Origin of the sequence: Dyella sp. AtDHG13 (assembly GCF_003201105.1) — a bacterium.
Taxonomy (GTDB): Bacteria; Pseudomonadota; Gammaproteobacteria; order Xanthomonadales; family Rhodanobacteraceae; genus Dyella; species Dyella jiangningensis_B.
The window spans coordinates 26645-45891 of record NZ_QICJ01000005.1 but is presented as its reverse complement, the minus strand read 5'-3'; the positions used below and the strand labels follow the sequence as shown (position 1 = coordinate 45891).

General features: G+C 66.7%; 16 protein-coding genes and 1 pseudogene. 12 read left to right on the top strand and 5 right to left on the bottom strand.

Translation table 11 applies throughout. From position 1 onward, the window contains the following. The first annotated feature begins 89 nt into the window (after positions 1–89). The 5 genes from BDW41_RS10025 (at position 90) to BDW41_RS10005 (ending at position 6801) form a co-directional block, all read left to right on the top strand. Positions 90–1577, top strand: a complete 1488-nt coding sequence (locus tag BDW41_RS10025; RefSeq protein ID WP_074551548.1) for a bifunctional ADP-dependent NAD(P)H-hydrate dehydratase/NAD(P)H-hydrate epimerase — start codon at positions 90–92, stop codon at positions 1575–1577. After that, positions 1574–2032 carry a tRNA (adenosine(37)-N6)-threonylcarbamoyltransferase complex ATPase subunit type 1 TsaE gene (gene tsaE, locus BDW41_RS10020; RefSeq protein ID WP_074551550.1) on the top strand — a complete coding sequence of 153 codons (459 nt, stop codon included), beginning with the start codon at positions 1574–1576 and terminating at the stop codon, positions 2030–2032. The genes BDW41_RS10025 and tsaE overlap by 4 nt, the downstream gene beginning before the upstream one ends. 188 nt (positions 2033–2220) lie before the next feature. Continuing rightward, entirely contained in the window at positions 2221–3852 is a 1632-nt protein-coding gene (locus BDW41_RS10015) for an N-acetylmuramoyl-L-alanine amidase (RefSeq protein WP_074551552.1), read from the top strand. Positions 3853–3977: 125 nt separating this feature from the next. Further along, on the top strand, positions 3978–5813 hold the full coding sequence (gene mutL, locus BDW41_RS10010; protein ID WP_074551554.1) for a DNA mismatch repair endonuclease MutL: 1836 nt from the start codon (positions 3978–3980) through the stop codon (positions 5811–5813). A 76-nt stretch (positions 5814–5889) separates the two neighbouring features. Beyond that, positions 5890–6801 (top strand): DUF1684 domain-containing protein, encoded by a 912-nt coding sequence (locus tag BDW41_RS10005; RefSeq protein WP_074551556.1) that lies wholly within the window; start codon positions 5890–5892, stop codon positions 6799–6801. Positions 6802–6892: 91 nt separating this feature from the next. On the opposite strand, the gene BDW41_RS10000 is transcribed toward BDW41_RS10005, so the two are convergent. Further along, positions 6893–7675, bottom strand: a complete 783-nt coding sequence (locus BDW41_RS10000; RefSeq protein WP_074551558.1) for an enoyl-CoA hydratase-related protein — start codon at positions 7673–7675, stop codon at positions 6893–6895. 153 nt (positions 7676–7828) lie between these two features. On the opposite strand from BDW41_RS10000, the gene BDW41_RS09995 reads away from it, so the two are divergent. From BDW41_RS09995 to BDW41_RS09980, 3 genes and pseudogenes are all read left to right on the top strand, one after another. After that, positions 7829–8545 carry an FKBP-type peptidyl-prolyl cis-trans isomerase gene (locus tag BDW41_RS09995; RefSeq protein ID WP_074551560.1) on the top strand — a complete coding sequence of 239 codons (717 nt, stop codon included), beginning with the start codon at positions 7829–7831 and terminating at the stop codon, positions 8543–8545. Between the two features lie 119 nt (positions 8546–8664). Continuing rightward, a pseudogene (locus BDW41_RS09985) lies at positions 8665–9464 on the top strand (CoA pyrophosphatase). Next, on the top strand, positions 9461–10342 hold the full coding sequence (locus BDW41_RS09980) for a sulfurtransferase (protein ID WP_074551562.1): 882 nt from the start codon (positions 9461–9463) through the stop codon (positions 10340–10342). The pseudogene BDW41_RS09985 and the gene BDW41_RS09980 overlap by 4 nt, the downstream one beginning before the upstream one ends. Before the next feature lie 48 nt (positions 10343–10390). Here BDW41_RS09980 and BDW41_RS09975 read toward each other — a convergent pair whose 3' ends face one another. From BDW41_RS09975 to uvrA, 4 genes are all read right to left on the bottom strand, one after another. Beyond that, complete coding sequence (locus tag BDW41_RS09975) at positions 10391–11146, bottom strand: enoyl-CoA hydratase/isomerase family protein (RefSeq protein ID WP_074551564.1); 756 nt, start codon at positions 11144–11146, stop codon at positions 10391–10393. A gap of 157 nt (positions 11147–11303) precedes the next feature. Continuing rightward, entirely contained in the window at positions 11304–12728 is a 1425-nt protein-coding gene (locus BDW41_RS09970; protein WP_083337767.1) for a DUF4139 domain-containing protein, read from the bottom strand. 140 nt (positions 12729–12868) lie between these two features. Then, complete coding sequence (locus BDW41_RS09965) at positions 12869–13300, bottom strand: thioesterase family protein (protein WP_074551616.1); 432 nt, start codon at positions 13298–13300, stop codon at positions 12869–12871. 71 nt (positions 13301–13371) lie between these two features. Beyond that, positions 13372–16275, bottom strand: coding sequence for an excinuclease ABC subunit UvrA (gene uvrA, locus BDW41_RS09960; protein WP_074551567.1), 2904 nt, complete (start codon positions 16273–16275; stop codon positions 13372–13374). A 233-nt stretch (positions 16276–16508) separates the two neighbouring features. Here uvrA and BDW41_RS23515 point away from each other — a divergent pair, with 233 nt between their 5' ends. The 4 genes from BDW41_RS23515 to cgtA all read left to right on the top strand — a co-directional run bounded on the left by BDW41_RS23515 (position 16509) and on the right by cgtA (position 19167). Continuing rightward, positions 16509–17225 (top strand): DUF2059 domain-containing protein, encoded by a 717-nt coding sequence (locus BDW41_RS23515; protein WP_074551568.1) that lies wholly within the window; start codon positions 16509–16511, stop codon positions 17223–17225. A 97-nt stretch (positions 17226–17322) separates the two neighbouring features. Then, a complete protein-coding gene (rplU, locus tag BDW41_RS09950; protein WP_019465501.1) occupies positions 17323–17637 on the top strand; it encodes a 50S ribosomal protein L21 in 315 nt (104 codons plus the stop codon). 19 nt (positions 17638–17656) lie between these two features. Further along, positions 17657–17914, top strand: a complete 258-nt coding sequence (rpmA, locus tag BDW41_RS09945; protein WP_074551570.1) for a 50S ribosomal protein L27 — start codon at positions 17657–17659, stop codon at positions 17912–17914. Positions 17915–18087: 173 nt separating this feature from the next. Next, complete coding sequence (cgtA, locus tag BDW41_RS09940; protein WP_074551573.1) at positions 18088–19167, top strand: Obg family GTPase CgtA; 1080 nt, start codon at positions 18088–18090, stop codon at positions 19165–19167. Positions 19168–19247 lie beyond the last annotated feature (80 nt).

Sequence of the window (19247 nt, the reverse complement as noted above, 5' to 3'; positions counted from 1 at the left end):
CGGCCACTCAAGAACAACGCGGGCTACGCGGAGATCGTGAACAGGCTCTATGCGCCGAACCCTGGGTGCGCATGCCTATAATTCCTCGCATGACCGCCGCCGCCCATCATCACGAGCTCTACACCGTCGAACAGGTGCGGGCGCTCGATCGCCGCGCCATCGAGGTGCTCGGCATTCCCGGTTACGAACTGATGCAACGGGCCGCCGCCGTCGCGCTGGTATGCCTGCGCCAGCACTGGCCGAAGGCGCGGCGCATCGCGGTGTATGGCGGCCCGGGCAACAACGGCGGCGATGGCTTTCTGCTCGCTGCATTGGCGCGTGAGGCCGGCATCCACGCGGAGGTATTCGCATACGGTGAAAGCCGCGGCGAGGATGCCGTTCGCGCGCGTCGCGAATTCGAGCACGGTGGCGGCACGGTGCATGCGTGGCGGCAGGACATCGAACTGCCGCTGGTGGACGTCCATGTGGATGCGCTCTACGGAACCGGCCTCACGCGTGCGTTGGCGGCGGAGGTGGCGGCCTTGGTGGACCGTATCCACGCGACGGGCGCGCCGGTGCTGGCGCTGGACGTGCCCTCCGGCGTCAACGCCGATACGGGCGACGTGCCGGGCGCTGCGGTGCAGGCGAATGTCACCGTGACCTTTATCGCCGCCAAGCGCGGCCTCTTCACCGGACTTGCACCGGGTTACGTGGGGAATGTGCAGTGGGAGCCGCTGGGCCTGCCTGAAACGCTTTGGCAGGACGCGCAGGCGGATGCCGAACTCATGCGGCCCTGGACCCTGCCGTCGCGTCCGCGCCAGGCGCACAAGGGCAACAACGGCCACGTGCTGGCGATCGGCGGGGACCACGGCACGGCGGGTGCGATCCGGCTGTGCGGCGAAGCTGCGTTGCGCGGCGGCGCGGGGCTGGTCAGCGTGGCCACGCGCGCCGAACACCTCACGGCGCTCAACAGCGCCCGTCCCGAACTGATGGTGCACGAGGTGAATGGCCCGCAGGCGCTGGAAGCCCTGCTGCCGCGTGCAACCGTGCTGGCCCTGGGCCCCGGGTTGGGGCAGGGCGCTTGGGGCCATGCCTTGTGGCTGACCGCGATCGAGTCCGGCAAGCCGCTGGTGCTGGATGCCGATGGTCTGAATCTGCTGGCACGTGAGCCGCGCGAACTACCGGCCACCGCCGTGATCACGCCGCATCCCGGGGAAGCCGCGCGCCTGCTCGACTGCGATACCGCCGCCATCGCCAAGGACCGCTTTGCCGCCGCGCGCGAGCTGACCCGCCGCTATCGCGCGGTGGCCGTGCTCAAGGGGGCGGGCAGTCTGGTGGCCGATTCCAATGGTCGCGTGGCGGTATGTCCCTGGGGCAATCCAGGCATGGCGACGGGCGGCATGGGCGACCTGCTCACCGGCATCATCGCCGCGCTGATCGCGCAGGGCTGCGATGCCTGGCAGGCGGCTTGCCTTGGCGTGGCGCTGCACGCGCGTGCGGGCGACCTCGCCGCGCGGCAGGGTGGTGGCGAGCGCGGCCTGCTCGCCACCGACCTGCTGGACCCACTGCGCCGCCTGCTCAACGGACAGGACTCATGACGGATCACCGCTGGAATCTGCCCGACGAGGCCGCCACCGCCGCGCTCGCGACCCGCATGGCGGGCGCGCTGCAGGGTGGGCTGGTGGTTTATCTGCATGGCGACCTGGGCGCCGGCAAGACCAGTTTCGCCCGGGCCCTGCTTGGGGCGCTGGGCGTGGGCGAGCGGATCAAGAGCCCGACCTACAGCCTGGTCGAGTCCTATCGGGCGAACGGGCGCCCCGCCTGGCACCTGGATCTGTACCGCATCGCCGATCCCGGCGAATTGGAATGGCTGGGGCTGGATGCGCTGTCCGATCCGGCCGCACTGGTGCTGGTGGAGTGGCCGGAGCGTGGCGCGGGAGCGCTTCCGGCTCCCGACCTGATCGTGCACCTGGGGTATGCCGGCACCGGGCGCCAGGCCCGGATGGAAGCGCGTACGGAGCGCGGCGCCGCCGTCGCCTCACGCCTGGCCTGAGCGGCCTCCTGGCCTAAGTATCGGTACTTACTGAGATTTTTGTTTCGCGGCTGGCCGACGGCTAAGCCTTCAGTTTGCGTGGCTTGCGGCCGATAGCTGGATGCCGACTGACAAAAGCGCCGCAGGTTATGGATATTCAAGGGAAAACCTCTTGCAATCGCAGGGCGGCTAGGCTTCAATTCCGCTCCATGAAGGGATTAAGGACGCATCCTGCTTTGCTCGGCGCCGTGGCCTTGCTGGCCGTGGCGCCTTTTTGCGTGGCTCGCGCGGCCGACGTGAAGTCCGCCCGCGTCTGGGCCGGCCCCGAATACACCCGCGTGGTGCTCGACGTTTCCGGCCCGGTGACCTACAAGCTCAACCAGGACGGTGGCGAGCTGACCGTGGACGTCAACGCCAGCTCCCTCGCCAGCAGTTTCAGCTCGCCTGGCGCGACGGGCCTCTACAAGGGCATCAGCGGGGAGAGGCAGGGCAACAACGTCCGCCTGACCGCCAAGATCGACCCCTCCAGCACCGTGAAGAGCTTCTTGCTCAAGCCGCAGGCCGATTACGGCTACCGGCTGGTGGTGGACCTGTACCCCGGCAACGGCAACGTGGCGACCCGCTCGGCACCGGTGAAGACGTCCGCGCCGCCCCCGGCCCCGTCGGAGGACGACCGTGACAGCGACAACGGCGCGACCGCTGCTGCGGCCGTGACGCCGCCGCCTGCGCCTGTGCAGACACCAGTGCCTGCGCCCGAGCCTGTGCGCAGCACGGGCAAGTCCTCGCTCAAGCCGACCCAGAGCGGCATGGCCTCCACGCGCGCGGCCGCTGCGCTGCTCAACGGCGAGCGCAAGGTGGTCATCGCCATCGATGCCGGCCACGGCGGCGAAGACCCGGGCGCGCACGGCCCTGGCGGTACGCTGGAGAAGAACGTCACCCTGGCGGTGGCGCGCCAGCTGGCCGAGCAGATCAACCAGCAGCCCGGCATGCGCGCCGTGCTGACGCGCAATGCGGACTTCTTCATTCCGCTGGCGCAGCGCTACCAGATCGCCCGCAACAATTCGGCCGACCTGTTCGTGTCGATCCACGCCGACGCCTTCATCAACGGCGATGCCAAGGGTTCCTCGGTGTGGGTGCTGTCGCCGCGCGGCAAGACCAGCATGGCCGCGCGCTGGCTGGCCGACGGCCAGAACCGCGCCGACCTGATCGGCGGCGTCACCCTGGACGACAAGAACGATGGCCTCGCCGCCGTTCTGCTGGACCTGCAGCAGGGCTACTCCATGCAGGCCAGCGAATCGGTCGCCGGCAACGTGCTCAAGGCGCTCGGCAGCCTGGGTCCCACGCATCGCGGCTATGTGGAACGCGCCAACTTCGTGGTGCTGCGTTCGCCGGACGTGCCCTCGATCCTGGTGGAAACCGCCTTCATCAGTAACCCGGACGAAGAGCGCAAGCTGCGCGACCCGTCGCACCAGTCGCGCCTGGCCACCGCGGTGATGGGTGGTATCCGCAGCTATTTCGAATCCACGCCGCCGCCGGGCAGCTGGTTCGCCGCGCAGGCGTCCCGTCGCAACGGCGTGGCGAACGTGGCCTCGTCGCAGGGCGACGACGACACCTCCGCCAAGGCCACCCGAGCCGTGGCGCAGGCCATGGCTTCCTCGTCCAACGCCTCCAGCCGCGCCGACGACGGCGTGCAGGACCTGCACCGCGTCGAGCGCGGCGAGAGCCTGCGCAGCATCGCCAAGCAGTACGGCGTCAGCATCAACGCGCTCAAGACCGCCAACAAGCTGGACAGCGACAGCAGCGTGCGCGTGGGCATGATGCTGGCGATCCCCGCAGGCTGAAGAGCCAGGAGTGAGTGAAGAGAAGTGAGAAGTGAGAAGTGAGAGAAGATCCGCGTAACCGCCTGCTTTCTCTCACTTCTCACTCCTCTTTACTCACTTCTCGCTTTTCCCGTTAAGCTTCCCGGATGCCAGTCATCCGTCCCCTTCCGCCCGAACTCATCAACCAGATCGCCGCTGGCGAAGTGATCGAACGGCCTTCTTCCGTGGTGAAGGAACTGGTCGAGAACAGCCTGGATGCCGGGGCCACGCGCATCGAAGTGGACATCGAGCAGGGCGGCGCCCGTCTGATCCGCGTGCGCGATGACGGTTGCGGCATCGTTCCCGACGAACTGCAGCTGGCGGTGGCCTCGCACGCCACCAGCAAGATCGGCAGCTTCGACGACCTGGAACACGTCGCCAGCATGGGCTTTCGTGGCGAGGCCTTGGCCTCGGTGTCATCGGTGGCGCGCTTTGCGCTGACCTCGCGCGCGCAGGGCATGGACACCGCATTCCGCATCGAGGTGGACGGCGGCAAGGTGCAGGCGGCGCGCCCGGCGCAGCACCCGCAGGGCAGCAGCGTGGAAGTGCGCGACCTGTTCTACAACGTGCCGGCGCGACGCAAGTTTCTCCGTGCGGAGCGCACCGAGTTCGCGCATATCGACGATCTGCTGAAATCGCTGGCGCTGGCGCGCGGTTCGGTGGAATTCCGCCTGAGCCACAACGGCAAGCCGGTGCGCATCCTCAAGGCGGCGCGCGATGAAAGCGCGGCGCTGCTGCGCGTGGCGGAAGTGATGGGCGAGGATTTCCCAGCCCAGAGCCTGCGCATCGATCATGCCGCGGCCGGCCTGCATCTGTCGGGCTGGGTAGGCTTGCCGACCGCGTCGCGTTCGCAGGCGGACTCGCAATATTTCTACGTCAACGGGCGGCTGGTGCGCGATCGCGTCGTTGCGCATGCGGTGCGCCAGGCTTATGCCGACGTGCTGTTCCACGGGCGCCATCCGGCGTTCGTGCTGTACCTGGAACTGGACCCTGCCGGCGTGGATGTGAACGTGCATCCGGCCAAGCATGAGGTCCGTTTCCGCGAGCAGCGGCTGGTGCACGACTTCCTGTTCCGCACGTTGCACGAAGCGCTGGCGCAGACGCGCGCCGGCCATGCGGGCTTGCCCGTGAGCGAGCCGCAGCCCGTCGCCTTGGCGCCTTCGTACAGCATGGCATCGTCCGCGCAGCCCATGTCCGCGCCGGCGTGGCCGAATGCCTTCAGCCAGAGCCGCCTGAGCCTGGGCGTGCGCGACGAACCGCTGGCCGATTATGCGGCGTTGCTGGGCGAGCCGGCGAATGCGCCATCGCCGTTGAGCTTCGCGGCCAACGCGCCCATGCCCGAATCCAGCGAGGAGGAAGCGCCGCCGTTGGGTTTCGCCATCGCCCAGCTCAAGGGCATCTATATCCTCGCGGAAAATGCGCACGGGCTGATCCTGGTGGACATGCACGCGGCGCACGAGCGCATCACCTACGAAAAGCTCAAGACCGGGCGCGCCTGCAGCAACCTGCGTTCGCAGATGCTGCTGGTGCCGTTGAATGTTTCGGTGAGCGCGAAAGAAGCCGCCGCCGCCGAAGAACACGCGGACGCGCTGGCTGAGTGGGGCCTGGAACTGTCGCGCAGCGGCCCGTCCGGCGTGGTGGTGCGGCGGATTCCCGCCTTGCTGGAAGGCGCCGACGTCGCCCAACTGTGCCGCGACGTGCTGGGCGAGTTGGCGCAGCACGGCAGCTCGCGTCGCCTGCAGGAGTTGGAAAACGAACTGCTCGCCACCATGGCATGCCATGGCTCGGTGCGCGCAGGCAGGCGTCTCACCGTTCCTGAAATGAATGCGCTGTTGCGCGAGATGGAGGCGACCGAACGTTCCGGGCAATGCAACCACGGGCGACCGACCTGGACCCAACTGAGCCTGCCGGAACTGGACAAGCTGTTCCTGCGTGGGCGTTGACCGCCGCGCCGGTGCGCGCTTGCCACGTCGCCAAATGGACGGCCATACTCGGAACCTCGTTTCGACGGACCTCATCATGTTGCGTACCGCCGTCCTCGCCTTGGCCTTGATCTTTGGAGTTGCCACCGTGCAAGCCCAGACCAGCGACGCCGCCGCGTCGACCGATTTCTCCCAGCAGAACACCCATTGGCGCGACAAGCGCCTGGCCAACCTCACCGCGCCGAACGGCTGGCTGAGCCTGATCGGCCTGGAATGGCTGAAGGAAGGCGCCAATCGCGTGGGCAGCGCGCCTGACAATGACATCGTGCTCAAGGCCGGTCCCGCGCATCTGGGCGTGGTGACGCTGGCAAAGGACGGCAGCCTGCATATCGTGCTGGACAAGCACAGCGGCGCCACCGTCGATGGTCAGCCCGTCGCCGAAGCGACGCTGGTCGATGACGCCCATGCCGGTGCAGGCAACCCGTCCGTCGTGGCATTCGGCTCGGCGAGCTTCCTTGTCATCGAGCGCGATGGCCGCAAGGCGCTGCGCGTGAAGGACAGCAAGGCCGAAACGCGCATGCACTTCCTGGGGCTGGACTATTACCCCGCCGATCCCTCGTGGCGCATCGTCGCCGACTGGGTGCCGTTCAACCCGCCGCATGAGCTGGAGATCGGTTCGGTGCTGGGCACGATCAACAAGGAAAAGGTGCCGGGCAAGGCGGTGTTCCATCGCGACGGGCACACCTACGAGCTGATGCCCATCCAGGAAGAACCCGATTCGCTGTTCTTCGTGATCGCCGACCGCACTTCGGGCAAGGAAACCTATGGCGCGGCGCGCTTCATGTACGCGGACCTGCCGAAGGACGGCAAGGTCGTGCTGGATTTCAATCGCGCCTACAACCCGCCGTGCGCGTTCACGCCGTATGCCACGTGCCCACTGGCGCCGCCGGAAAACCGCATGGATCTCGCGGTGACGGCCGGCGAGAAAAAATATCGCGGCGGGCATTAAAAGCGAGAAATGAGTGAAGAGGAGTGAGAAGTGAGAGTCGCCACAGTGTCGCTCTCTCACTTCTCGTTCCTCTTCACTCACTCCCGCTCTTTCATCGGCCTTTGAACGCCGCCTTGCGTTTTTCCAGGAACGCCGTGGTGCCTTCGCGCATGTCCTCGGTGGAGAAGGCCAGCGCGAACGCCTGCGTTTCAAACTCCAGGCCCTGGTCGATGGCGGTTTCGCCGCCCTGCAGGATGGCGTCGAGGATGCCGGCGGCAGCCAGCGGCGCGGACGCGGCCAACTGGTCGGCCATGGCGTTCACCGTTTCGTCCAGTGCTTCGGGCGCCACCACGCGGGTGACCACGCCTAGCTCGTAGGCGCGCTGGGCGCTGATCGGCCCGCCGAGCAGGCACAACTCCAACGCTGCGCCGCGACCGGCCAGCCGCAGCAGGCGCTGCGTGCCGCCGAAGCCCGGGATCAGGCCGAGGTTGATTTCGGGCTGACCGAACTTGGCTTTCTCGCTGGCCACGCGCAGATGGCAGCACATCGCCAGTTCCATGCCGCCGCCCAGGGCAAAGCCCTGGATGCGGGCGATCACCGGCTTGCCCAGGCGTTCCACCAGGCTCATCAGGCGCTGGCCGGCACGCGAGAAGCCCTGCGCCTGGACCGGAGTGTAACCGTTCATCTCCGCGATGTCCGCGCCGGCCACGAAGGCTTTCTCGCCGGCGCCGGCAAGCACCACCACGCGCACGTCATCGTCCTGGGCGGCCTGGGTGAACGCCAGCGTCAGCTCGTTGAGCGTCTCGCGGTTGAGCGCGTTGAGCTTGTCCGGGCGATTGACGGTGATGGTGCGCACCGCGCCGCGGTTGGCGATTTCCAGGTTGCGATAGGCCATGATTCCACTCCGGCGGGAAAAGGGCTCATGGTAGCAGCGGGAACCTTTGCCGCTTCGCATGTTCTTAGCAGGGACGCCGGACGGTCCGGTTCCGCTGCATGATTCGCCCGGACGGCTTAGGATGGGCAGGTTGCGGCTGCAATGGAGGAAGGCATGGCACAACTGCGTTGGCTCGCGCTGGGCATCCTGCTCTGGGGTGTCGTGGCGCACGCCCAGGACAGTGGGGCCCCGCAGAACCCGTCCCAGGTCAAGCTCGACAAGAACAAACTGTCCTATGCTATCGGCTACCAGATCGGCAGCCAGTTCGCCAACGGCGATCCGGACGTGGACATTCCCACCCTGTTGCGCGCCATCCAGGACGCTTACGCGAGAAAGCGCCCCAGCGTGCCCATGCGCGACATGCACGACCAGCTGCGCGAGCTCGACGAGCAGATGCACGCCCAGGCGCTGGCGCAGTTCAAGCTGGCGGCGGAGAACAACGCGCGCAAGAGCGCCGACTACATGGAGCGCAACAAGGCGAAGCCGGGCGTCATCCAGCTTCCCTCCGGCATCCAGTACGAGGTGGTCAAGAAGGGCACGGGCACCAAGCCGGTGCCGGAAGGTTCGGTGGTGACCGTGAATTTCCGCGCCATGTTGATCGACGGCACCGAATTCGACAGCTCGTGGGCGCATGGTTCGCCGGTGAGCTTCGTGGTCAACAACAAGGTGATCCCGGGCTGGCAGGAAGTGATCCAGCGCATGCACGTGGGCGACTTGTGGAAAGTCACCGTGCCGCCCAGCCTGGCCTACGGCGTGAAGGGCGACCCGCCGCGCATCGGTCCCAACGAGGCGCTGGTCTTCGAGATCGAGCTGCTCGAAATCAAGCCCTGACGCCCCGCGCTTGCGCGCTTCTGCGCGCAACCGCAGGGCCGCCGCCGCGAGGTCCGTGATAGCATGCCAGGATTCCCTGGCACGCTCCGTGCCGCATTCCATCGGTGTTTCCTCGCGGCATGACGGCGGCTGACAGCTCTCCTGTTTCTTCCAGCAATCCACTCAGTCCCTGCATCGGCATCTGCCGCCTGGACGCACGTGGCTACTGCGAAGGCTGCCTGCGCACCGGCGATGAAATCGCCCGCTGGCGCGGCATGCCCGAGCCGGAACGGCTGCGCTACATGCGCGAGGTGCTTCCCGCGCGAAAGCAGCCGTGATGGGCGAGTGGCTCACCGACCTCAGCCAGGCCGTGCTGCCGTTGTCGGCGCCGCCGAGCGGGCTGGGTTGGAACCACCAGGACATGGTCGAGCTGATCGGCAACAAGCCGCGTCGTCCCGCAGCCGTGCTGGTGGGCGTGCGCGAAGGCGTGCAGCCGCGCCTGGTGCTGACCGTGCGCACCGATCACTTGCAGGATCACGCCGGGCAGGTCGCCTTTCCCGGCGGACGCACCGATCCCGACGACGCCGATGCCATCGCCACCGCGCTGCGCGAAAGCGAGGAAGAGATCGGCCTGGAGCGCCGGCTGGTCACGCCGCTGGGTTTCCTGGACCGCTTCGAAACCGTCAGCGGCTACACCATCACGCCGGTGGTGGCGCGCATCGATCCTGATGCGCGGCTGTATCCCGCGCCGGCGGAAGTGGCGGAAGTGTTCGAGGTGCCGTTGTCGTTCTTCCTCGAACCGAGCAATCTGAAGCGATACACCATGGATTTCCGCGGCCATCGCCGCGACATGGTGGAGTTCGTCCACGGCGGCCATCGCATATGGGGTGCCACGGCCGCCATGGTGTTCAACCTCCTGCAGAGGATGGGACGCACATGACGCTCAAGACCACATTGATCGACGTCGACGAACTGGCCGCGCTCGCGCCGGACGACGTATTGATCGTCGATTGCCGCTACGACCTGATGGCGCCCGGCAGCAGCGCACGCGACGTCGGCAAGGGCGAGCGCGATTACCGCGAAGGGCATATTCCCGGTGCGGTCTATGCCAGTCTCGATACCGACCTTTCCGACCTCTCGCGCAAGGGCGAAGGCTTGGGACGTCACCCGTTGCCGCTGGAAAAAGCCTTCTCCGAGACCCTGTCGCGCTGGGGCTGGCGCGATGGCACGCAGATCGTGTGCTACGACGCCGCCAACGGTTCGCTCGCCGCTGCGCGCCTGTGGTGGCTGCTCAAGCTGGCCAGCATCCGTGACGTGGCCGTGCTCGATGGCGGCTATCCCGCCTGGGTGAGAGCGGGCAAGCCGGTGGAATCGGGCGACGTGCATCGCACGCCGCGACCGGTGTCGCTGCATTTCGATGCGGATCGCTACATCGTGGATCACGCCGCGTTGCGCAGCGATCCGAATCGCCTGCTTGTCGACGCGCGCGCCACGCCGCGTTATCGCGGCGAAGTGGAACCCATCGATCCGGTGGGCGGCCACGTGCCGGGCGCGTTCAGTCGGCCGTTCTCGGAAAACCTTCGCGAGGATGGACGTTTCAAACGTCCCGATGAACTGCGCAAGGAATTCGAAGCCCTGCTGGGCACGCACGCGCCGCAGGACGTGGTGCACATGTGCGGTTCGGGCGTGACTGCCTGCCATAACCTGCTGGCGATGGAGCATGCCGGACTGACGGGCTCGCGGCTGTATGCGCCGTCGTGGAGCGGCTGGGTGAGTGATGCGAGCCGGCCGGTGGCCAAGGGCGCCGAGCCAGGCTGAAAAGCGTCGCCCGTCGGAGCGCAGTGGTGCGCTCCGACGGAGAAGGCATCAGTCTTTCTTCTTCAGGCGCGCGACGAGCTTTTCGAGCACCGCCTGCGTTTCAGGGTGGAAATACGCATCGACGAATTCGTCGATCGGCAACTTTTCCGGATGCGCCCAGACGGCGGTGAGATCCGCGCGCGCAATGCCACGCGTACGCAGCATGGCATTGGAGGGCAGGGCCAGCATGCCCTGCATCCAGGCCACCGCGCGGGTCACCACCTGGTCGACGTTGGTGAGTTCGTCCACCAGGCCGATGGCCAGGGCCTCGGCCGATTCGACCATGGCGCCCGCCACCATCAGGCGTTCGGCGCGATAGCCGCCGACGATGCGGCGCAGCGCCATCTGGATGCTCTCCGGCACCACCAGCCCTACCTGCACTTCGTTGAGGCCGATACGGAACGGGCCTTCCGCCATCACGCGGTAGTCGCAGAACAGCGACAGCACGGCGCCGCCCGCCGGACTGTGCCCGGTGATGGCCGCCACCACGGGCACCGGCGACATGGCGAGCCTGGAGCAGGTCTGGAAAAACTCGCGCCAGAAATCGCGCACGCCATCGTGGTCGCGTCCGAGCAGCGAGGGCACGTCGACGCCGGCCGAGAACATACCGGGCGTGCCCGACAGCACCAGACCGCGTGCACCGCCGGCCACCGCGCTATCGACCGCATCGCGGATCGCACGCAGCAGATCCACATTGAGCGCGTTCACCGGCGGACGCGTCATGTTGATTTCGGTGATAGCGTCGTGCGTGATCAGATTGAGCATGGCGGAAGGCCAGGAGTGAGTTGAGAGGAGTGAGCAACGAGAGTAGCAAAGAGCGTGAAAGGCAAGAAGTGAGGTGAGAGGAGTGAGAAACGAGAGAGGCAAGGCTTCGCTGCCTCGCTCTCTCTCACTTCTCACCACTCTTCACTCACTCCTGCTTTCAACCCTGCGGATTCTCGTCCGCCGTCCACTGATAGCGCACGGCATAGTCGAGCGTCGCCTTGCCGTTGGCGGGCACGGTCACCTTGAACTCCAGCGTGTCGGTGGTCTGCGCGCTCGGCTTGCTGCTGGACGATTCCAGCGTCCACTGGCGCCAGCGCTGGGGATGCTCGCGCACGGTGACGGTGCGCGGGGTGTCGCCGGCGTTGGTCAGCGTGATGCGGAAGGCTTCGTCCATCGTGCGGCCGTTCTTGTCGACGTGGAACGCCGTGCGCTCGCGGTTGCCGCGCAGGTCGAAGGCCTGACCGAGCGTGATGCGCGCATCGCTGCCCTTGGGCGTGTCGTTGATGCGGCCTTCGCCGATGAACTGCGGCGTGCCGTTGCGATCCGCGGTGAGTACGCGCAGATAGCCGGCGGGCAGACTGTCGAAGGCACGGAACTGCAGCGTGCTGACGATGCCAGTGCTGTCGCCGCCGGGCACGAAGTCCTGGGCGATCATCGGCTGCGGCGGTATCCAGCCGCCGCCGTTCTCGTAGAGCGAGGTGCGTTCGCACTCGATGGTGCGCGTGGCGTACAGCGGCACCTGGCTCACGCTGCCGTCGGGCAGGTCGACCGCGCCGGGCAGCGTGTAGCTGCGATAGTCGGCCAGGGTCGACTGCTCGGGCATGGCCCGGTCGGCGGCCACCTGGGCCTTCATGGCGAACGCCATGGGACGCGGACCGCCCGTGGCCTTGGCGATCTGCGGCTCGCCGGCGATCAGGGTCAGGCGCACGTCGCTCCAGTCACGGCCGCTGCGGTTGGCGATGCTGGCGCGGGATTCGAACTGCATCTTGCAGCCGTCGCCCGGCGCGAGCGTGCCCACGTAGGCGGCACGCCAGCCAAGTCCCGCCGTGGTGTAGCTCAGCGTGGCCTGCGCCTTGCCGGCGCGCCTGGCGTCAACGCGCAGTTGCAGGCTGGAACCGGTCTGGAAGCTGCCGCGCGCCGTCACGGATGCATAGTCGCGGATCAGGCTGGTCGAGCCGTTGCCGTCCTGCACCAGCAAGCCGTCGCCCGCGCGGAGCAAGGTGCCGGTGGCAAGCGGTTGCCCACTGGTGGCAAGCACTACCACCTGCTGCCCGATCAGGCTGCCCAGCGCGGCGTCCTGTCCCTGGCTGAGCAGCAGCCGCTGGGAGATCACCTGGGCGGCGTCGCCGTCAAAACCCAGCGCCATGGCTTCCGGGTCGAGGTATTGCGGCAGGCCGCCGAGGCTGATGTCCTGCGTGCCGGCCTTCAGCTCGACCTGCCGCGGCTCGCGCGCCACGGCGTAGCCGGCGTGTACGCTGCCGCTGTCGCCGCCGCTGTAGAGCGCGGCGTCGTCACTGCGGTACAGCGTGAGCGTGGTCGATGAGGGGGCGGCGATGGCGCCTGCGCTGGTGCCGGCGGCCATGGCGAAAGCAAGGGTGCGAAGGGGAAGCGGGATCACGGTCGAACTCCTTTCGGGTGGTCGCCGCTGATAGTACGGATACCGCATGAAGCTGCGGCATCCGTGGTGCCGGTGGGATTAACCCCGAATGCCGGCTGGGTCGTTCAAGCGTCCGCTTCGGCCGCGTCGCGGATCGACTGCGGCAGCGGCACCGGCTTGCCGCTGGCCGGATCCATCCACACCATCACCACCTTGCCGTCGCTGTAGAGCGCGCCGTCGTGCGCATTGACGATGCGATGGGCGATGGTCACCGAGCTGTTGCCCAGCCGCTCGCAGAACAGCTCCACGTTCAACTGCGCGGGCCACTCGATCGGGCGGCGATAGTTCAACTCGCTCGCGGCCAGCACGGGCATCGAGTGCTCGTCGAACCAGCCCGGCACGTGCTGCAGCCACTGCAGACGCGCCTCTTCCAGGTAGGTCAGGTAGTTGGAGTTGTTGACGTGATTGAACGCGTCCAGGTCGCGCCAGCGCACGCCGATGGCGGCGACGAACAGCGGGCCGTTCGCCGTCGCCTCCAGTGCCTGTGCGTCCGTCATGGCGGGGGCAGCTTCCTGCCCCGGGGCCTTGCGGGAGCGTGTGCGCTTCTCCGGCACGCTTTCGGTGGAACTCATGCAGTCTTCTTCCGTAATGCAGGTTTGCTCTTGCCGTTGTTCTCGACCTTGGCCCTGGCCTGCTTGGCGGGCTTCATGTCCAGATGCGGGGCAAGGAAGTGTCCGGTATGCGAACCGGGCGTGGCAGCCACCTGCTCCGGCGTGCCGGTCACCAGGATGCGACCACCGCCGGCGCCGCCTTCCGGGCCGAGATCGACCAGCCAGTCGGCGGTCTTGATCACATCGAGATTATGCTCGATCACCACCACGGTGTTGCCCTGTTCCACCAACTGGTGCAGCACGTCGAGCAACTGCTCGATGTCGTGGAAGTGCAGGCCGGTGGTCGGCTCGTCCAGGATGTACAGCGTGCGGCCGGTGTCGCGCTTGGACAGTTCCTTGGACAGCTTCACGCGCTGCGCTTCGCCACCGGAGAGCGTGGTCGCGCTCTGGCCGAGCTTGATGTAGTCCAGGCCCACGGCGCGCAGCGTTTCGAGCTTGCGCGCGATGGTCGGCACGTTCTCGAACAGCTTCAGCGCGTCTTCCACCGTCATGTCGAGCACGTCGGCAATCGTGTGGCCCTTGTAATGCACTTCCAGCGTTTCGCGGTTGTAGCGCTTGCCGTGGCAGACGTCGCAAGGCACGTACACATCCGGCAGGAAGTGCATTTCCACCTTGATCATGCCGTCGCCTTCGCAGGCTTCGCAGCGACCGCCGCGCACGTTGAAGCTGAAACGTCCCGGCGTGTAGCCGCGGGCGCGCGCTTCCGGCACCTGGGCGAACAGTTCGCGCAACGGCGTGAACAGGCCGGTGTAGGTGGCCGGGTTCGAGCGCGGCGTGCGGCCAATCGGCGACTGGTCGATGTCCACCACCTTGTCGAACAGCTCCAGGCCTTCGACGGACTTGTACGGCGCCGGCTTCTCGCTGGATCCGTTGAGTTCGGCGGCGGCCAGGCGGAACAGCGTGTCGTTGACCAGCGTCGACTTGCCCGAGCCGGACACGCCCGTCACGCAGGTGAACAGGCCGGCGGGAATGGCAAGGTCCACGTTCTTCAGGTTGTTGCCGCTGGCGCCCTTCAGGTGCAGCCAGGAATCGGGATCGAGCTGCTGACGGCGCTCCTCCGGCACCTTGATGCCGCGCTTGCCGGACAGGAACTGGCCGGTGACCGAGCGTGGCGACGACAGGATGTCCTTGAGCGAACCTTCGGCCACCACTTCGCCGCCGTGCACGCCGGCGCCGGGGCCGATGTCGAGCACGTGGTCCGCCATGCGGATGGCGTCCTCGTCGTGCTCGACCACGATCACCGTGTTGCCCAAGTCGCGCAGGCGCGTCAGCGTGCCCAGCAGGCGCTCGTTGTCGCGCTGGTGCAGGCCGATGGAGGGTTCGTCGAGCACGTACATCACGCCCACCAGGCCCGCGCCGATCTGCGAGGCCAGGCGAATGCGCTGCGCCTCGCCGCCGGACAGCGAATCGGCCTGGCGATCCAGCGTGAGGTAATTCAAGCCCACGTCGTTGAGGAAGGTGAGGCGCTCGCGGATTTCCTTGACGATCTTCACCGCGATCTCGCCGCGCCAGCCGGTGAGGGTGAGCTTCTCGAAGAAGGCCAGCGCATCGTCGATGGAGCGCGAGGTGAGCGAGGGCAGGGCGTGGTCGGCCACGAACACGTTGCGCGCCGAGCGGTTCAGGCGCTGGCCTTCGCATTCGCGGCAGGCCTGGTCGCTGATGTACTTGGACAGTTCCTCGCGCACCGCGGGCGATTCGGTTTCCTTGTAGCGGCGCTCCATGTTCGGCAGGATGCCTTCGAACGCATGCTCGCGCGTCACGCGGCCGCCGCGTTCGGTGATGTACTTGAACGCGATGAGTTCCTTGCCGCTGCCATGCAGTACGGCCTTCTGGACGTCCGCCGGCAGCTTGCGCCACGGCGTGTCCACGTCGAACTTGTAGTGCGCGGCGAGCGACAACAGCAGCTGGAAATAGTGCGCGTTGCGGCGATCCCAACCGCGGATGGCACCGCCGGCCAGCGACAACTCCGGATGCGACACCACGCGAGCCGCATCGAACACCTGCGTCACGCCCAGGCCGTCGCAGGTGGGGCAGGCGCCGATGGGCGAGTTGAACGAGAACAGGCGCGGTTCCAGCTCCGGCAGCGAGTAGTCGCAGACCGGGCAGGAGTAGCGCGAGGACAGCAGCTGCTCCGGCGCCTTCGCATCATCCATGTCCACCACGATGGCCAGGCCGTCGCCCAGGCGCAGCGCGGTTTCGAACGACTCGGCCAGACGCTGCTTGATGTCGTCGCGCGGACGGAAGCGGTCGATCACCACTTCGATGGTGTGCTTCTGGCGCAGCGTCAGCGGCGGCACGGCATCCAGGTCGTACACGGTGCCGTCGACGCGCGCACGCACGAAGCCCTGTGCGCGCAGCTGGTCGAACACCTGCACGTGCTCGCCCTTGCGCTCGCGGATCACCGGCGCCAGCAGCATGTAGCGCTTCTCCGCGTCCATCGCCAGCGTGCTGTCCACCATCTGGCTTACCGTCTGCGCTTCCAGCGGAATGCCGTGGTCCGGGCAGCGCGGCGTGCCCACGCGGGCGTACAGCAGGCGCAGGTAGTCGTAGACCTCGGTGATCGTGCCCACGGTCGAGCGCGGGTTGTGCGAGGTCGATTTCTGCTCGATGGAAATGGCCGGCGACAGACCCTCGATGTGGTCGACGTCGGGCTTCTCCATCATCGAGAGGAACTGGCGGGCATATGCCGACAGCGACTCCACGTAGCGGCGCTGGCCCTCGGCATAGATGGTGTCGAACGCCAGCGATGACTTGCCCGAGCCGGACAGGCCGGTAATCACGATCAGCTTGTCGCGGGGCAGGTCGAGGTCGATGTTCTTGAGGTTGTGCGTGCGCGCACCGCGTATGCGGATGGTGTCCATGTCGCCCGGAATGGTCGGAAGGGTGAAGAGGGAAACTGTACTATATCAAACTTGCCAGTACGGTTATTGCCGTCTGGCGCCATCCAACAAACTCTTAAGAGAAGATCCGCCCGAGTATGGCTTAATGGATTCTTTGGCCGGTTTCCGGCCGAGGCCACGGACAGAGAGTGCGGATGGGCAAGTTGACCAGATGGGGTGCCGCCCTTGTGCTTGCAATGGGCACGGGGCAGGCGATGGCGTCATCGGCGCCGGCGACCGAGGATCAGGTTCGCCAGCTGATGGAAGTGGTCGGTCTTGGCAAGATGCTGCTGCAGATGAACACCCAGGCGGTGAACACGCTGCAGCAGTCGATGCCCTGCGTCCCGGCGGACTTCTGGCAGAACTACATGAACGAAAGCCAGACCCAGCTGTACATCGGCCGCCTGGTGCCCGTGTGGCAGCGCCATTTCAGCTCCGACGAGATGAACGGCCTGCTGAAGTTCTACCGCTCCCCGCTGGGCCAGAAGGTCATCAACGAGATGCCCACCACCATGGCGGAGGCGAACGAGGCCGGCCAGCAGTGGAGCCACGAGCGCAGCGACCAGATGATCAACGAGCTCAAGCACATGGGCACCCTGGACAGCTCCGGCCGTTGCCCGGCCAAGGTGGCCGCGTCGCCTGCGCCGGCCGCCGCCGTGGCGGGCGGGGCGGCGGTCGCGGCAGGGGCGGAAGCCGGTTCCGACGAGGAAGAGGCCAAGCCGGTGACGCACTCGACGCATGCCACGTCGCACGCGACTTCGCACACCAAGGCGCCGGCGAAGAAGGCGTCCACTCCCGCCAAGCCCGCAGCGAAGAAGGCCGCGCCGGCCAAGAGTTCGGCCAAGGCGCCGGCCAAGACCAACACCAAGGCGGCGCCCGCCAAGAAGGACACCAAGCCGGCCACAACGACCGGCGGGCAGGGTGGTCAGTAATTGACCAGCGCCCTTCCGGCCCGCTATACTCCCGAGTTCGCCGGTGTCCATTTCGGCCCGGCGAGCCCAAGAGAATAACGACAGAAGGGATATTCCCATGAGTTACGCAGTCATCAAGACCGGCGGCAAGCAGTACCGCGTTCAGCAGGGCGACGTCCTGCGCGTGGAGCTGCTCAACGCCGAAGAAGGCGCCGCCTTCACCTTCGACCAGGTTCTGCTGGTCGGCGCCGGTGAGTCGATCACCGTCGGTGCCCCGACCGTGGCCGGCGCCACCGTCAGCGCCACCGTGCGCAAGCACGGCCGTGCCGACAAGGTCCGCATCATCAAGTTCCGCCGCCGCAAGCACCACAAGAAGCAGCAGGGACATCGTCAGCATTTCACCGAAGTCGAGATCACGGGCATCAACGCCTGATCAGCCGGAGTAGATAGTCATGGCACATAAAAAAGGCGTAGGTTCGTCCCGCAACGGTCGCGACTCGAACCCCAAGTACCTAGGCGTGAAGGTCTACGGTGGCCAGGCCATCGAGGCCGGCAACATCATCGTGCGTCAGCGCGGCACCAAGTTCCATGCCGGCACCGGCGTGGGCGTGGGCCGTGACCACACGCTGTTCGCCCTGGTCGACGGCACCGTCGAGTTCAAGGCGCGCGGCGCCGAAGGCCGCAAGTTCGTCAGCGTCGTCAAGGCCTAAGCCTTTCCGGCGTTGCAGCGAAGGCCCCGCTTCGGCGGGGCTTTTGTTTTTTGAAAGCAGGAATAGGGAATGGGAAACGGGGAGGTCGAGCCAGACCGCCTGCTGTCCTCACGGTCCCCGTATCCCGTTTTTACTATTCTCCATTCCCTATTCTCCATTCCCTAAAAAAAACCATGAAATTCGTCGACGAAGCCATCATCAAGGTCCATGCCGGTGACGGCGGCAACGGATGCATCAGCTTCCGTCGCGAAAAATTCATTCCTTTCGGCGGTCCCGACGGCGGTGACGGCGGCAGCGGCGGGTCGGTGTGGCTGGTGGCCGACGAAGGCCTCAACACGCTGATCGACTTCCGCCACCAGCGCTCGTTCAAGGCCGAGCGCGGCCAGAACGGCATGGGCAGCCAGATGTACGGCAAGGGCGGCGAAGACACCTTCATCCGCGTGCCGGTCGGCACCGTGGTCACCAACGTCGACACCGACGAAATCATCGGCGACCTCACCCAGCACGGCCAGCGCCTGCTGGTGGCGCAGGGCGGCAAGGGTGGCCTGGGCAATATCCACTTCAAGAGCTCGGTGAACCGTGCGCCGCGCAAGTCCACCCCGGGCACGCCGGGCGAGGTGCGTGAGCTGAAGATGGAGCTGAAGCTGCTGGCGGATGTTGGCCTGCTGGGCTTCCCCAACGCAGGCAAGTCGACCTTCATCCGCGCCGTGTCCGCCGCCACCCCGCGTGTCGCCGACTACCCGTTCACCACGCTGCATCCCAACCTGGGCGTGGTCAGCCTTGGCACGGACCAGAGCTTCGTCATCGCCGACATCCCCGGCCTGATCGAGGGCGCGGCCGATGGCGCCGGCCTGGGCATCCAGTTCCTGCGCCACGTGTCGCGCACGCGCCTGCTGCTGCACGTGGTGGACATCGCCCCCATCGACGGTTCGGATCCGGTGGAGCAGGTGCACGCCATCGAGCAGGAGCTGCAGAAGTTCGATCCCGAACTGCTGGAGCGCCCCCGCTGGCTGGTGATGAACAAGGCCGACGTGCTGCCGGAGGACGAGCGCCAGGCAGTGGCCGAGGACATCGTCAAGCGGCTGGAGTGGAAGGGGCCGTGGTTCCTGGTGTCGGCCATCGCCCGCGAGAACACCATGCCGGTGTGCCAGAAGGTGTGGCAGTTCCTGTCGGAGCAGCAGATGGCGCACGAGGAACGGGTGGATATGCTGCCCGGCGACGTGCGATTGAGGGGAGAGGGTCACGCCGAATAAGCGTGGCGCCTTGCTGCCTCGAAACGAAAAAGCGGCCGGATGGCCGCTTTTTCGTTTCTTCCTCTCCCTCGTGGGAAGAG

Excerpts from the sequence above, each read along its gene's own strand:
- BDW41_RS10025 (WP_074551548.1), top strand. The coding sequence starts at position 90 with ATGACCGCCGCCGCCCATCATCACGAGCTCTACACCGTCGAACAGGTG.
- tsaE (WP_074551550.1), top strand. The coding sequence starts at position 1,574 with ATGACGGATCACCGCTGGAATCTGCCCGACGAGGCCGCCACCGCCGCG.
- BDW41_RS10015 (WP_074551552.1), top strand. The coding sequence starts at position 2,221 with ATGAAGGGATTAAGGACGCATCCTGCTTTGCTCGGCGCCGTGGCCTTG.
- mutL (WP_074551554.1), top strand. The coding sequence starts at position 3,978 with ATGCCAGTCATCCGTCCCCTTCCGCCCGAACTCATCAACCAGATCGCC.
- BDW41_RS10005 (WP_074551556.1), top strand. The coding sequence starts at position 5,890 with ATGTTGCGTACCGCCGTCCTCGCCTTGGCCTTGATCTTTGGAGTTGCC.
- BDW41_RS10000 (WP_074551558.1), bottom strand. The coding sequence starts at position 7,675 with ATGGCCTATCGCAACCTGGAAATCGCCAACCGCGGCGCGGTGCGCACC.
- BDW41_RS09995 (WP_074551560.1), top strand. The coding sequence starts at position 7,829 with ATGGCACAACTGCGTTGGCTCGCGCTGGGCATCCTGCTCTGGGGTGTC.
- BDW41_RS09980 (WP_074551562.1), top strand. The coding sequence starts at position 9,461 with ATGACGCTCAAGACCACATTGATCGACGTCGACGAACTGGCCGCGCTC.
- BDW41_RS09975 (WP_074551564.1), bottom strand. The coding sequence starts at position 11,146 with ATGCTCAATCTGATCACGCACGACGCTATCACCGAAATCAACATGACG.
- BDW41_RS09970 (WP_083337767.1), bottom strand. The coding sequence starts at position 12,728 with ATGGCCGCCGGCACCAGCGCAGGCGCCATCGCCGCCCCCTCATCGACC.
- BDW41_RS09965 (WP_074551616.1), bottom strand. The coding sequence starts at position 13,300 with ATGACGGACGCACAGGCACTGGAGGCGACGGCGAACGGCCCGCTGTTC.
- uvrA (WP_074551567.1), bottom strand. The coding sequence starts at position 16,275 with ATGGACACCATCCGCATACGCGGTGCGCGCACGCACAACCTCAAGAAC.
- BDW41_RS23515 (WP_074551568.1), top strand. The coding sequence starts at position 16,509 with ATGGCGTCATCGGCGCCGGCGACCGAGGATCAGGTTCGCCAGCTGATG.
- rplU (WP_019465501.1), top strand. The coding sequence starts at position 17,323 with ATGAGTTACGCAGTCATCAAGACCGGCGGCAAGCAGTACCGCGTTCAG.
- rpmA (WP_074551570.1), top strand. The coding sequence starts at position 17,657 with ATGGCACATAAAAAAGGCGTAGGTTCGTCCCGCAACGGTCGCGACTCG.
- cgtA (WP_074551573.1), top strand. The coding sequence starts at position 18,088 with ATGAAATTCGTCGACGAAGCCATCATCAAGGTCCATGCCGGTGACGGC.